The sequence below is a fragment of the Streptomyces sp. NPDC017529 genome (genome assembly GCF_044329785.1).
Taxonomy (GTDB): Bacteria; Actinomycetota; Actinomycetes; order Streptomycetales; family Streptomycetaceae; genus Streptomyces.
The window spans coordinates 1-13,779 of record NZ_JBIRJY010000014.1 but is presented as its reverse complement, the minus strand read 5'-3'; the positions used below and the strand labels follow the sequence as shown (position 1 = coordinate 13,779).

At 70.8% G+C, this 13,779-nt stretch carries 5 protein-coding genes, 1 tRNA gene and 1 rRNA gene; 1 reads left to right on the top strand and 6 read right to left on the bottom strand.

What is annotated here, in order from left to right; genetic code table 11:
• Nucleotides 1–229 precede the first annotated feature (229 nt).
• The 3 genes from ACH4K4_RS28825 to ACH4K4_RS28815 form a co-directional block, all read right to left on the bottom strand.
• Entirely contained in the window at nucleotides 230–3,031 is a 2,802-nt protein-coding gene (locus ACH4K4_RS28825; protein WP_398171343.1) for a DNA translocase FtsK, read from the bottom strand.
• Nucleotides 3,032–3,236: 205 nt separating this feature from the next.
• Nucleotides 3,237–3,893, bottom strand: coding sequence for a two-component system response regulator (locus ACH4K4_RS28820; protein WP_398171342.1), 657 nt, complete (start codon nucleotides 3,891–3,893; stop codon nucleotides 3,237–3,239).
• 283 nt (nucleotides 3,894–4,176) lie between these two features.
• Nucleotides 4,177–9,669 carry a HAMP domain-containing protein gene (locus tag ACH4K4_RS28815; RefSeq protein ID WP_398171340.1) on the bottom strand — a complete coding sequence of 1,831 codons (5,493 nt, stop codon included), beginning with the start codon at nucleotides 9,667–9,669 and terminating at the stop codon, nucleotides 4,177–4,179.
• A gap of 288 nt (nucleotides 9,670–9,957) precedes the next feature.
• On the opposite strand from ACH4K4_RS28815, the gene ACH4K4_RS28810 reads away from it, so the two are divergent.
• Nucleotides 9,958–12,600 carry a SpoIIE family protein phosphatase gene (locus ACH4K4_RS28810; protein WP_398171339.1) on the top strand — a complete coding sequence of 881 codons (2,643 nt, stop codon included), beginning with the start codon at nucleotides 9,958–9,960 and terminating at the stop codon, nucleotides 12,598–12,600.
• Between the two features lie 68 nt (nucleotides 12,601–12,668).
• Here the strand turns inward: ACH4K4_RS28810 and ACH4K4_RS28805 are convergent.
• From ACH4K4_RS28805 to rrf, 3 genes are all read right to left on the bottom strand, one after another.
• A tRNA-Thr gene (locus tag ACH4K4_RS28805) sits at nucleotides 12,669–12,744 on the bottom strand.
• Between the two features lie 140 nt (nucleotides 12,745–12,884).
• Nucleotides 12,885–13,571, bottom strand: coding sequence for a DegT/DnrJ/EryC1/StrS family aminotransferase (locus tag ACH4K4_RS28800; RefSeq protein WP_398171338.1), 687 nt, complete (start codon nucleotides 13,569–13,571; stop codon nucleotides 12,885–12,887).
• A 115-nt stretch (nucleotides 13,572–13,686) separates the two neighbouring features.
• Nucleotides 13,687–13,779: ribosomal RNA gene (gene rrf / locus ACH4K4_RS28795) — 5S ribosomal RNA — on the bottom strand; the annotation flags it as partial.

The following is a 13,779-nucleotide window of genomic DNA, read 5'->3' as shown; positions in this document are numbered from 1 at the left end:
TTTGTACGCCATCAGAAGGCCACGTGAGGCCGCCGGACACCCTGTCCGGGTCCAATGGTGCGACATCCTCCCACCACCTCCCTCAACTTGACGTATCGACGGAAGAAACGGTTGCTTACGATCTCTTACGAGTGACCCGGAGGCCTCTTTCGAGTAATCGGGTTGCGCGGCTCCCGGACTTCTTCCACGACCGCCGCCCGCCCGGCGGCGGACCGGGGGGAGACGGTCCCTAGGAGGGCGTCTCCCCCCGGATGACCGCCAGTACGCCTTCCAACTCGTCCGGCTTGACCAGCACGTCGCGCGCCTTGGAGCCCTCGCTCGGCCCGACGATGTTGCGCGACTCCATCAGGTCCATCAGCCGCCCGGCCTTCGCGAAGCCCACCCGCAGCTTGCGCTGGAGCATGGACGTGGACCCGAACTGCGTGGACACCACCAGCTCGGCGGCCTGGCACAGCAGGTCCAGGTCGTCGCCGATGTCCTCGTCGATCTCCTTCTTCTTGGCCGTGCCGACCGTGACGTCCTCACGGAAGACCGGCGCCATCTGGTCCTTGCAGTGCTGGACGACCTGCTGGACCTCGTCCTCCTGCACGAACGCGCCCTGCATGCGCACCGGTTTGTTGGCGCCCATCGGCAGGAACAGGCTGTCGCCCTTGCCGATCAGCTTCTCCGCGCCCGGCTGGTCGAGGATGACCCGGCTGTCGGCGAGCGAGGAGGTCGCGAACGCCAGCCGGGACGGCACGTTCGCCTTGATCAGACCGGTCACGACGTCGACGGACGGGCGCTGGGTGGCGAGCACCAGGTGGATGCCGGCGGCGCGCGCGAGCTGGGTGATGCGGACGATGGAGTCCTCCACGTCGCGCGGCGCGACCATCATCAGGTCCGCCAGCTCGTCCACGATCACCAGCAGGTACGGGTACGGCGACAGGTCGCGCTCGCTGCCCTCCGGGGGCTTCGCCTTGCCACTGCGCACCGCCGCGTTGAAGTCGTCGATGTGCCGGTAGCCGTACGCCGCCAGGTCGTCGTAGCGCAGGTCCATCTCGCGCACGACCCACTGGAGGGCCTCGGCGGCCTTCTTCGGGTTGGTGATGATCGGGGTGATCAGGTGCGGGATGCCCTCGTACGCCGTCAGCTCGACGCGCTTGGGGTCGACCAGCACCATCCGCACCTCGTCCGGGGTGGCGCGGGCCATCACGGAGGTGATCAGGCAGTTGATACAGGACGACTTGCCGGAGCCGGTGGCGCCCGCGACGAGGATGTGCGGCATCCGCGCCAGATTGGCCGTCACGTACCCGCCCTCGACGTCCTTGCCGAGCCCGACCAGCAGCGGGTGGTCCTCGCCCACCGACTCCGCCGAACGCAGCACGTCGCCGAGGTTGACCATCTCCCGGTCGCTGTTGGGGATCTCGATGCCGACCGCGGACTTGCCGGGGATCGGGCTGATGATCCGTACGTCCGGGCTGGCGACCGCGTACGCGATGTTCTTCGCCAGCGCGGTGATCTTCTCGACCTTGACCGCGGGGCCCAGCTCGATCTCGTAGCGGGTCACCGTCGGGCCGCGGGTGAAGCCGGTGACGGCCGCGTCGACCTTGAACTCCTGGAAGACGGTGGTCAGCGACGCGACGACGGCGTCGTTGGCGGCGCTGCGGGTCTTGCCGGGGCCGCCGCGGGTGAGCAGGTCCAGCGAGGGCAGCGAGTAGGTGATGTCGTTGGACAGCAGCAGCTGCTCGGCCCGCGAGGGCAGTTCGCCGGACGGCTCCGGCGCGGCCTTCGTGAAGTCGGGCACCGGGCCCGAGGGCCTGTCCTCGGGCCCCTGCCCCGCGTCCCTGGCAGGCGGCACCGAGCCGCTGTCCTGCCACGGTCCCGACGCGTCCTGCGCGCCGTCGTCGCCGCGGTCGCCGGAGATGCCGCTACTGAGGTCGGCGACCAGCGGCGAGGGCTGCACGCCGTGCAGGACGGCGCCGTCCAGCGAGGCAGCGGCCGCGGCCGCCACGTCCACCGCGTCCATGGGCCGCTCGCCGGGCTGCAGGGGCGTACGGCGCCCGCGGCGGCGCTTGGCCAGCGCCGCTTCCTCTATGGCGTCCGGGTCGCCGCTCGGGTCCGGTTCAGCGGCGGCGCGCCGCGCGCCCCCCTTGGGCTGCGCGCGCCACTCCTCGGCGTACGCGTCCGGCTCCGCGACCACCGGCTCGGGCCCGTACACCTCGACCAGGCCCAGCCGGGCGCCGAGCTGCCGCAGCCGCTGCGGGATGGCGTTGACCGGCGTCGCCGTGACGACCAGCAGCCCGAAGACGGTGAGCAGCACGAGCAGCGCCACCGCCAGGGTCTGGCCGACGGTGAAGATCAGCGGCTTGGACGCCACCCAGCCGATGTAGCCCCCGGCGTCCTGCATGGCCGCTATGCCCTCGCCCCGGCCGGGCGACCCGCACGCTATGGCGACCTGCCCCAGGATGCCGATGACCAGCGCGGACAGGCCGATGACGATCCGCCCGTTGGCCTCGGGCTGCTCCGGGTGGCGGATCAGGCGCAGCGCGATGCCGCCGAGCAGGACCGGTACGACCAGGTCGAGACGGCCGAAGGCGCCGGTGACCAGCATCTCGACGAGGTCGCCGACCGGGCCGCTGAGGTTGGACCAGGTGCCGGCCGCGACGACCAGGGCGAGGCCGAGCAGCAGCAGCGACAGGCCGTCCTTGCGGTGCGCCGGGTCCAGGTTCTTCGCGCCGCGCCCGACGCCGCGGAACAGGGCGCCGACGCCGTGCGCCACCCCGAGCCAGCAGGCCCGCACCAGCCGGTAGACGCCGCCGGTGGGCGACGGCGCGGGCCTGGGCGGCGCCTTCTTGGCGGCCGCCTTCTTGGCCGGCGCGCGCTTCGCCGGAGCGGTCTTCTTGGCGGGCGCCCTCTTGGCCGGCGCCGGCGCCTTCTTCGCCGGTGCTTTCTTCGCGGCGGCCTTCTTGGCGGCGCCCCCGGGCTGTCCGGCGCGCTGCTTCGAGGGGCCCGCCGTGCTCTGGGAACCCTTGCCGGACGTACGTGAGGCCATGGTGACGAGATTACAGGCGACGGCCACAGTGACACGAGCGCTCGGGCCTTCACCCATTCGTGTCGCGCCACCTGTCGGTGACTTCACACCGACGGCTCACTACGGTCGCCGCACACGCGGCTCATGACGGCACGTCAGGGGCCCGCCAGGGGCCAGGCCTCACCGTGCGGGCCCGCAGGCCGCCCAGCGGCCTTTGGAGCGCCTCTCAGGCCGCCCCGTTGTCCGTCCCCGGCTCCAGCGCGTCCAGCGCCCGCCGCAAGCCGGTGAGCTTGCGCTCCAGATGGGCGGCGGTCGCGATGGCCGCCGCGTCCGCCGACTCGTCCAGCTGCTTGGACAGCGCCTCGGCCTGCTCCTCCACCGCGGCCAGCCGGGCCGACAGCTCGGCGAGCAGCCCCGCGGGCTCCCTGCTCTCGTCCGCCGCGCGACCGCTCTCCAGCTGGAGTCGCAGCAGCGTCGCCTGCTCCCGCAGCTGACAGTTCTTCATGTACAGCTCGACGAAGACCGAAACCTTGGCGCGCAGCACCCACGGGTCGAAGGGCTTGGAGATGTAGTCGACCGCACCCGCCGCGTAACCGCGGAAGGTGTGGTGCGGGCCGTGGTTGATGGCGGTCAGGAAGATGATCGGGATGTCGCGGGTGCGCTCGCGCCGCTTGATGTGCGCGGCCGTCTCGAACCCGTCCATCCCCGGCATCTGCACGTCGAGCAGAATCACCGCGAAATCGTCGGTGAGCAGTGCCTTGAGCGCTTCCTCCCCGGACGATGCCCGCACCAGCGTCTGATCGAGCGCGGAGAGGATCGCCTCCAGCGCCAGCAGATTCTCCGGCCGGTCATCGACCAGGAGGATCTTGGCCTTCTGCACCATGGCCCGTCCTCCTCGCCCCGGCGTGGGGCCTCCCCTGTCCGAAGGACTTGGGGAAGCACCGGACGCCGCCCCAGGGGACGGCTCCGTCTTGCCGCCCGTCCTTGTGCCGGTCATGGTAGCCGCACCCCGCCTGTCGCCACACCCTGTCACCGCGATGTCACTGTGCACGTAGCACAAACGCAGTGAGAGACCAGAAGGTTCCCCGAATACCGCTCTCCCACACGTGGTCGGCCACACTGAGTCAACATGCGGGGAACCTTACGAGCCTCATTTGACGAACGTGTCACCGCGTACGCATCCATTGCTCCATCACCGTCAGCAGGTGGTCGGTGTCCACCGGCTTGGTCACGTAGTCGGACGCCCCGGACTCGATGCTCTTCTCCCGGTCGCCCTTCATCGCCTTCGCGGTCAGCGCGATGATCGGCAGCCCGGCGAACTGCGGCATCCGCCGGATCGCGGCCGTGGTCGCGTAGCCGTCCATCTCCGGCATCATGATGTCCATCAGGACGAGCACCACGTCGTCGTGCTGCTCCAGGACCTCGATGCCCTCCCGGCCGTTCTCCGCGTACAGCACGGACAGCCCGTTCTGCTCCAGCACGCTGGTGAGCGCGAAGACGTTGCGGATGTCGTCGTCGACGATCAGCACCTTCTCCCCGTGGAACCCGCCCTCGAAACCGGACGACACCAGATCCTGGCCGTTGCCGATCCAGGGCTCCTCGGCGGGCGCCTGCGGGGGCTGCGGCGCCGGCGCGTTCCTGGCCGGCAGCTCGGGGCGCCGCGCGGCGGCCGCGACCGGGCGCCGCCGCCGGCCGGGCCCCGAGCCGTTGTCGGCGGCCGGCGCCTCGGCCGGCTGCGCGGCCTCCTCGGCGTGCTCCCGCCCGATCTCCGCGTCCCGCGCCTCGGCGTCCATCGCGAGCCCGCCCGCGACCAGTTGCGGGTAGCCCTGCGGCGGCAGCCCGCCCGGGTTGTGCGGCAGGTAGAGCGTGAAGGTGGAGCCGCGGCCCGGCTCACTGGCGGCGTGGATCTCGCCGCCGAGCAGCCGCGCGATCTCCCGGCTGATGGACAGGCCCAGGCCGGTGCCGCCGTACTTGCGGCTCGTCGTGCCGTCCGCCTGCTTGAACGCCTCGAAGATCACCCGCATCTTGCTGGAGGCGATGCCGATGCCGGTGTCCGTCACCGAGAACGCGATCATGTCGGCTTCCGGGTCGCGCAGCGCGCCGTGCTCCAGCAGGTGTTCGCGGATGGCCGCCGGCACGTCGTCGCCGGCCGGCCTGATGACCAGTTCGACGGCGCCGCTGTCGGTGAACTTCACCGCGTTGGCCAGCAGGTTGCGCAGCACCTGCAGCAGCCGCTGCTCGTCGGTGTGCAGCGTCGCGGGCAGCTCGGGGGAGACCCGTACGGAGAAGTCGAGCCCCTTCTCCGCGGTCAGCGGCCGGAACGTGGCCTCCACGTAGTCCACGAGCTGGACCAGCGCGATACGCGTCGGGCTGACGTCCATCTTGCCCGCCTCGACCTTCGACAGGTCCAGGATGTCGTTGATCAGCTGGAGCAGGTCCGAGCCCGCGCCGTGGATGGTCTCGGCGAACTCGACCTGCTTCGGGGAGAGGTTCCCCTCGGCGTTGTCGGCGAGCAGCTTCGCCAGGATCAGCAGCGAGTTCAGCGGCGTGCGCAGCTCGTGCGACATGTTCGCCAGGAACTCCGACTTGTAGCGCATGGAGACGGCCAGCTGTTCGGCGCGCTCCTCCAGCACCTGCCGCGCCTCCTCGATCTCGGTGTTCTTCACCTCGATGTCACGGTTCTGCGCGCGCAGTTGCTCGGCCTTCTCCTCCAGTTCGGAGTTGGACAGCTCCAGCGCCTTCTGCCGGCTCTCCAACTCGCCCGACCGCTCCTTGAGTTGCTCGGTCAGCTCCTGCGACTGCTTGAGCAGCACCTCGGTCTTGGTGTTCACCGAGATGGTGTTGACGCTGGTCGCGATCATCTCGGCGATCTGGCTGAGGAAGTCCTTCTGGATGTGGGTGAACGGCTGGAAGGAGGCCAGCTCGATCACACCGAGCACCTTGTCCTCGAAGAGGACCGGCAGCACGATCACGTTCGCCGGCGGCGCCTCGCCGAGCCCGGAGGCGATCTTCAGGTACCCGGAGGGCACGTTCTCCACCAGGATCGTGCGCTTCTCCTCCGCCGCCGTGCCGATCAGGGTCTCCCCCGGCCGGAACGTCGTCGGCATGGCACCCATCGAATAGCCGTACGAGCCCATCAGCCGCAGCTCGTAGGCGCCCGACTCGCCGCCGTCCGACCCGATCTCCCTGTTGTCGCCGGGCTGCGCGGCGAGGAAGAACGCGCCGTGCTGCGCCGAGACCGCCGGGGACAGCTCGCTCATGATGAGCGTCGCCACGTCCTTCAGGTCGCGGCGGCCCTGCATCAGGCCGGAGATACGGGCCAGGTTGCCCTTGAGCCAGTCCTGCTCCTCGTTGGCCAGCGTCGTCTCGCGGAGCGTGGCGATCATCGTGTTGACGTTGTCCTGGAGCTCCAGGATCTCGCCCGCCGCGTCCACGTCGATGCGGACGTTGTGGTCGCCGAGGGTCACCGCCGCGGCGACGGCGGCGATCGCGCGCACCTGGCGGGTCAGGTTGCCCGCCATCTCGTTCACCGACTCCGTCAGGTCCTTCCAGGTGCCGGCCACGCCGCGCACCTGGGCCTGGCCGCCGAGCTGGCCGTCCGTGCCCACCTCGCGGGCCACCCGGGTGACCTGCTCGGCGAAGGAGGAGAGCTGGTCGACCATCGTGTTGATGGTCGTCTTCAGGGCCAGGATCTCGCCCCGCGCATCGATGTCGATCTTCTTGGTGAGGTCGCCCTTCGCGATGGCCGTGGTGACCATCGCGATGTTGCGCACCTGCCCGGTCAGGTTGTTGGCCATCGAGTTCACGGACTCGGTCAGGTCCTTCCACGTACCGGCGACGCCGGGTACGCGGGCCTGGCCGCCCAGGATGCCGTCGGTGCCCACCTCACGGGCCACCCGGGTGACCTCGTCGGCGAACGACGACAGCGTGGTGACCATCGTGTTGACCGTGTCGGCGAGCTGCGCGACCTCGCCGCGCGCCTCGACCGTGACCTTCTTGGTCAGGTCGCCGTTGGCGACCGCCGCCGAGACCTGGGAGATGTTGCGCACCTGGATGGTCAGGTTGTTGGCCATCAGGTTGACGTTGTCGCTCAGGTCCTTCCAGATGCCGGTGACGCCGGGCACCCTGGCCTGGCCGCCGAGCTGGCCCTCCGTGCCCACCTCACGGGCGACGCGCAGCACCTGTTCGGCGAACAGGGACAGCTGGTCGACCATCGTGTTCACGGTCGTGACCAGTTCGAGGATCTCGCCCTTGGCGTCCACGGTGATCTTCTTGGACAGGTCGCCGCGCGCGACCGCGGTGGTCACCTCGCCGATGCTGCGCACCTGGGACGTCAGGTTGTTCGCCATGAAGTTGACGGACTGCGTGAGGTCCTTCCACGTACCGCTGACGCCCTGCACCTCGGCCTGGCCGCCGAGGATGCCCTCGGTGCCCACCTCGCGCGCCACCCGCGTGACCTGGTCGGCGAACGAGCCGAGCTGGTCGACCATGGTGTTGAGGGTGTTCTTCAGCTCCAGGATCTCGCCCCGGGCGTCCACGTCGATCTTCTGCGACAGGTCGCCGCGCGCCACCGCCGTCGCGACCTGCGCGATGTTGCGGACCTGGGCGGTCAGGTTGCCGGCCATACCGTTCACCGAGTCGGTCAGGTCCCGCCAGACGCCCGCGACGCCGGGCACCTGCGCCTGGCCGCCCAGCCTGCCGTCCGTGCCCACCTCGCGGGCGACCCTGGTGACCTGCTCGGCGAAGGCCGAGAGCTGGTCGACCATCGTGTTGATGGTGTTCTTCAGCTCCAGGATCTCGCCGCGCGCGTCCACGTCGATCTTCTGGGAGAGGTCGCCGCGCGCGACCGCCGTCGTCACCTGGGCGATCTGCCGCACCTGGGACGTCAGGTTGCCCGCCATGAAGTTGACGGAGTCGGTCAGTTCCTTCCACGTACCGCTGACGCCCGGCACCTGCGCCTGGCCGCCCAGCCGGCCCTCCGTGCCCACGTCCCTGGCCATCCGCGTCACCTGGTCGGCGAACGAGGACAGCTGGTCCACCATCGTGTTCACGGTGTTCTTCAGCTGGAGCATCTCGCCCGAGACGTCGACCGTGACCTTCTGCGACAGGTCGCCGTTGGCCACCGCCGTGGTCACCTGCGCGATATTGCGGACCTGCCCGGTCAGGTTGCGGAAGGCGGTGTTCACGGAGTCCGTGAGGTCCTTCCAGGTGCCCGCCGCGCCCGGCACCGCCGCCTGGCCGCCCAGCTCGCCCTCGACGCCGATCTCCCGGGCGACCCGCGTCACCTCGGCACCGAACGAGGAGAGCTGGTCGACCATGGTGTTGACGGTGTTCTTCAGCTCCAGCATCTCGCCGGAGACGTCGACCGTGATCTTCTGCGACAGATCGCCGTTGGCGACCGCCGTCGTCACCTGCGCGATGTCGCGCACCTGGCCCGTCAGGTTGCGGAAGGCGTTGTTCACCGAGTCGGTGAGGTCCTTCCACGTGCCGGCGGCGCCCGGCACCTGCGCCTGCCCGCCCAGCTGGCCCTCGGCGCCGACCTCGTTGGCGACCCGCGTGACCTCGTCCGCGAACGTCCGCAGCGTCTCGGTCATCGTGTTGATCGTGTCGGCGAGCTGCGCGACCTCGCCGCGCGCGCTGACCGTGACCTTCTGCGACAGATCGCCGTTGGCCACCGCCGTGGTCACCTGCGCGATCCCGCGCACCTGCGCGGTGAGGTTGCCGGCCATCAGGTTGACCGAGTCGGTGAGGTCCTTCCAGACCCCCGCGACGCCCGGCACCTGCGCCTGGCCGCCCAGCTCGCCCTCCGTACCGACCTCGCGCGCCACCCGGGTCACCTCGGAGGCGAACGAGGAGAGCTGGTCCACCATCGTGTTGACGGTGTTCTTCAGCTCCAGCATCTCGCCGGCGACGTGAACGGTCACCTTGCGCGACAGGTCACCCTTGGCCACCGCGGTGGTGACCAGGGCGATGTCCCGCACCTGGGCCGTCAGCCGGGACGCCATCGTGTTGACGGACTCGGTCAGGTCCTTCCAGGACCCGGACATGCCGCGCACCCGCGCCTGCCCGCCGAGCTTGCCCTCCGTACCGACCTCGCTGGCGACCCGCGTCACCTCGTCCGTGAAGGCCGAGAGCTGGTCCACCAGCCCGTTGACCGTCCGGCCCACCTTCAGGAACTCGCCGCGCAGCGGATGCGCGGACGTCCCGTCCGTGCCGCGCGAGCGCAGGTCCATCCGCTGCTCCAGGTCGCCCTCGGACACCGCCGAGAGCACCCGGCCCACCTCGGACACCGGCCGTACGAGATCGTCGACCAGGGCGTTCGAGGCGTCGATGGCCGCGGCCCAGGAGCCCTCGCAGGCGCCGACCTCCAGCCGTTCCGTGAGTTTTCCCTCACGTCCCACGACCCGGCGCACCCGCGCCAGCTCTCCCGTCAGGTGCAGATTGCGATCCGCCACCTCGTTGAAAACAGCGGCGATCTCCGACATCGCTCCGTCGCCGGAGACCGTCAACCGCTTACGGAAATTCCCGTCCCGCATCGAGACGAGAGCAGCCAGCAGCCGGTTCAGCGCAGCCGTATCCACCTCAGTCGTCCCGTTGCTCCGGGAACGTCCGCCTTTCGCGCGCGTGCTCGTGCCCCGCGCCGCTGCGCCAGACTCCACCGTGTCCCTCCCGCAGGGTCGACCGTTCTACCCGGGCCTTCTCTTTGAGCTTGCCCAGTGTTTCACCATGGCCCAACCAGGCCATAACAGTTCGGCAGCATCGCATACCGTCCCGAGCACGATCGGGGCGGAAACACACGTGACCGGCATCCGCACGCGCGGCGAAGGTAAGTAACCTGGCATCCGGCTGTCCACCCGCCCTGGCCGTCCAGCACGGGCAGTGGGCGAGCACACCAGGTTTTCGTAAGGGGCGCCGCCATGGTGGGAGAGCAGATCACCGACACACGCATGAGGAGACCAGTGATCACCGCGCGGGCCGCTGCCACGTTCGAGCCGGTCGGCCGCTCGGTCGCCACCGCCCGCGCCTTTGTGCGGGACACCCTCCAGGGCTGGGGCTACGGCGACATCGTCGACGACGCCGTCGTCCTGACCAGCGAACTGGTCACCAACGCCGTCGTCCACGCGGGCACCGCCGCCGACGTACTGTGCCTGCGTTCCGAGGACGGGGTGCGCATCGAGGTCGCGGACCGCTACCCGGAGCGGGAGATCCCGCTGCAGAACGCCGGCCGCGCGTTCGCCCACCCGGACCGCGAGGGCGGCCGCGGACTGCTGCTGTGCGGCGCGCTGGCCAGCCGCTGGGGCGTGGAGTACACCGCGGCGCAGAAACACGTCTGGTTCCAGCTCGACCTGCCCGAACGCCCCGCCGGCACCCGCTCCGCCGGCCCCGCGCTCCCCGTGGACTCGCTGCCCGTCGCCGACAGCCGGGTCCGCGTCGCCGTCGTCCAGATCGACCGCGGCGGCTGCATCAGCTTCTGGAACGACGACGCGAAGGACCTCTTCGCCTACGAGCCCGAGCAGGTCATCGGCAAACCGCTCACCGACTTCGCCGCCTGGCCGCACACCCCCGGCACCGGCACCGGCATCGCCGAGGCGCTGCTGCTCTCCCGCTGGGAGGGCTCGTACGGCATACGAGGCGCCGACGGCCGGGTCGTCCCGGTGTACGCCTCCCACCTGCGCGTCCGCGACGCCGACGGCGAGCCGTACACGGTCTGCCTCCTGGTGCGCGACCACGAGCGCGCCGTCCTGCAGAGCCCGCTGCGCTCCCCCGCGCCCGACACCGCGGCGCAGCGGCCCGAGGGCCGCGGCCCCGCCGACCCGTTCGAGGTCTTCATCGGCTCGCCGGCCCCCGACGACCTGGACGGCCTGCTCCAGCGCACGGTCGAACGCGCCCGCGACATGCTCGACGGCGACGCCGCGTACCTCCTGCTGGCCACCGACGACGAGACCGAGCTGGAAGTACGCGCCTCCACCGGCCTGCCCTCGGCCCGCCAGCGCTTCGCCCGGGTCCCGGTCGAAGCAGGGTCCGGACGCTACGGCTCGGCCCGTATGCCGGCCGTCCACGAGGACCTGACGGCCGTGCCCGGCGCCGTCCCCCTGCTCTCCGGTACGGGCATGCGCTCGGTCGTCACGGTCCCGCTGAAGGTCGAGGGCCGCCTGACCGGCTCCCTGGGCGTCGCCGCCGAGGCCTCAGGCCGCTACACGAACGAGGAGGCCCTGCGCCTCCAGTTCGCCGCCGACCGCATCGCGCTCGCCGTGGAACGCGCCCGCCTGACCGAACTGGAACGGCTGCGCCGCGGCTCCCTGTCCTTCCTCGTCGAGGCCTCCGACCTGCTCGCCGGCACCCTCGACCGCGACCAGACGCTGGCCCTGATGGCCCAGATGACGGTCCCCACCCTCGCCACCTGGTGCGCCGTCTACACCGTCGCCGACCAGGCGTCCGAGCCGGAGCTGTCGTACGTGCTCCACGAGGACGAGGACCGCATCGACGGCCTCAAGACGCTCCTGATGAAGGTCGACCCGCCAGAGCCGGTACCCACGCCCGGCGCCCGCCTGTGGAACGCGCCGACCGACGCCGCCCACGACGCGGCCCTGCGCACCTCGCTGCGCAGCCTGGGCCTGGGCAACTCCGCCCGCCCCGCCAAGGGCCCCGGCGCCTCCCTCGCCACCGCCTCCGCGGTCGGCGGCGAGACCGTCGTGCTGCCGCTGGTCGCCCGCAACCGCGTCATCGGCATGCTCACCCTCGGCAAGCCCAGCGAGGAGCACTTCCGCCAAGAGATCCTGGAGCTCGCGGAGGACCTCTCCCGCCGGGCCGCCCTCGCCCTGGACAACGCGCGCCTGTACTCGGAGCGCACGGCCATCAGCCAGTCGCTCCAGCGCAGCCTGCTGCCGCCCGAGCTGCCCGAGGTCCCCGGCGTCGAGGTCGAGGTCATCTACCGCGCGGCCGGCGAGGGCAACGAGGTCGGCGGCGACTTCTACGACCTGTTCCCCATCCGGGACGGCGCGTACGGCTTCGCCATCGGCGACGTCTGCGGTACGGGCCCGGAGGCCGCCGCCGTCACGGGCCTGGCCCGGCACGCGCTGCGGCTGCTCGCCCGCGAGGGCTTCGGCGGCCCCGCCGTCCTGGAGCGCCTGAACGCCGCGATCCTCGACGAGGGCGCCCGCAGCCGTTTCCTGACGCTCCTGTACGGCGAGCTGTGGCCGCAGCGCGACGGCAGCGCCGTCCTGAAGGTGGTCTGCGCGGGCCACCCGCTGCCGCTGCGCCTGCGCCAGGACGGCACGGTCGAGCCGGCCGCCGAGCCGCAGCCCCTGCTGGGCGTCATGGACGACCTGGAGCTGTACGAGCAGACCGTCACCCTCGACCCGGGCGACGTCCTGCTGTGCGTCACCGACGGCGTCACCGAACGCCGCGAGGGCACCCGCATGCTCGGCGACGACGGCCTCACGGACGTGCTGACGACGTGTACGGGCCTGACCGCCGGCGCCGTCGCCGCCCGCATCCTGCGCGCGGTGGAACGCTTCGCCGCCGAACCGGCGTCCGACGACATGGCCATCCTCGCCATGCGCGTCCCCGAGGTCGCGCTCAACGCGTGACCCCGGGGGCCCGCCGGGCCCCGCGCAACGCGAAAAGGCCCCCGCCGTCCGGCGGGGGCCTTTTGCTCTGGAGCCCCAATACGGAATCGAACCGTAGACCTTCTCCTTACCATGGAGACGCTCTGCCGACTGAGCTATTGGGGCGCGGCAACGGGATAGATCATACAGGAATTCCGGCCGCAGTCCGAATCGCTTCCCACTCACCCGAAAGAGAGCACCCCGCTCCTCCGTAAAAGGGACACACGGTCCCTCGAAAGGGGGACCCGCTGGTACCCACCGCGGACTCAGAACGCCGGTTGCAGCAGTCCGCCGAGCGCGTTGCAGGCCGCGGCCATCCGCTGCAGCTCCCGCCGCGACAGCTCCGCACGCACCGGAAGCGCCAGCGTCTCGTCCACCGCCCGCTCGGTCTGCGGCAGGTACACATCGCGCCGGATCACCGGCAGCCGGTACACGGGGGCCTGTACGGGTACGCGGCACGAGACGCCCCGCGCCCGCAGCGCGCGAGCGAAGGCGTCCCGGTCAGGGCGCCCGTTCCCCGGCACCCGCACCACGTACTCCTCGTACGTGTGCCCCGCGACGGCCGGCGGCGTCAGCACACCGGTCAACCGCCCGTCCAGGTACGCGGCCCGGTCCCGCCGCCGCCGTACGCAGTCCTGGTCCGCCTGCCCGGCGCCGGCGTCGTCCGCGAAGACCACCAGCAACCCGTGCCGCTGCCCGATCTCCCGGATCCAGCCCGTGTCCGCCGGCCGCCCGAAGCGGTGTACGGCGACGACGGCCGCCGTCCGCGGGGTCACCGCGTCGGCCACCGCGGCCGGGTCGAGGCAGTAACTGTCCCCGTCGACCTCGGCGAAGACCGGCAGTGCCCCCACTTCCAGCACCGCCTCCGCGACTTCGGGGTTGCCGTACGCCGGCACCACCACTTCGTCGCCACCGCGGACACCGGCCGACCTGAGCGTTCCCACTGTCCCCATACCGCGGATCCTGACCACATAAAGTGAACATAAAGTTACGCGACGGACTGCACGGCAAAAACAAAAAAGCTCCGGTCCCTGAACCAGAAGGTTCAGGGACCGGAGCTGAAAAATTGTTCGGCGGCGTCCTACTCTCCCACAGGGTCCCCCCTGCAGTACCATCGGCGCTGAAAGGCTTAGCTTCCGGGTTCGAAATGTAACCGGGCGT

Coding starts and splice junctions, on each gene's coding strand:
- ACH4K4_RS28825 (WP_398171343.1), bottom strand. CDS start 3,031: ATGGCCTCACGTACGTCCGGCAAGGGTTCCCAGAGCACGGCGGGCCCC.
- ACH4K4_RS28820 (WP_398171342.1), bottom strand. CDS start 3,893: ATGGTGCAGAAGGCCAAGATCCTCCTGGTCGATGACCGGCCGGAGAAT.
- ACH4K4_RS28810 (WP_398171339.1), top strand. CDS start 9,958: ATGAGGAGACCAGTGATCACCGCGCGGGCCGCTGCCACGTTCGAGCCG.
- ACH4K4_RS28800 (WP_398171338.1), bottom strand. CDS start 13,571: ATGGGGACAGTGGGAACGCTCAGGTCGGCCGGTGTCCGCGGTGGCGAC.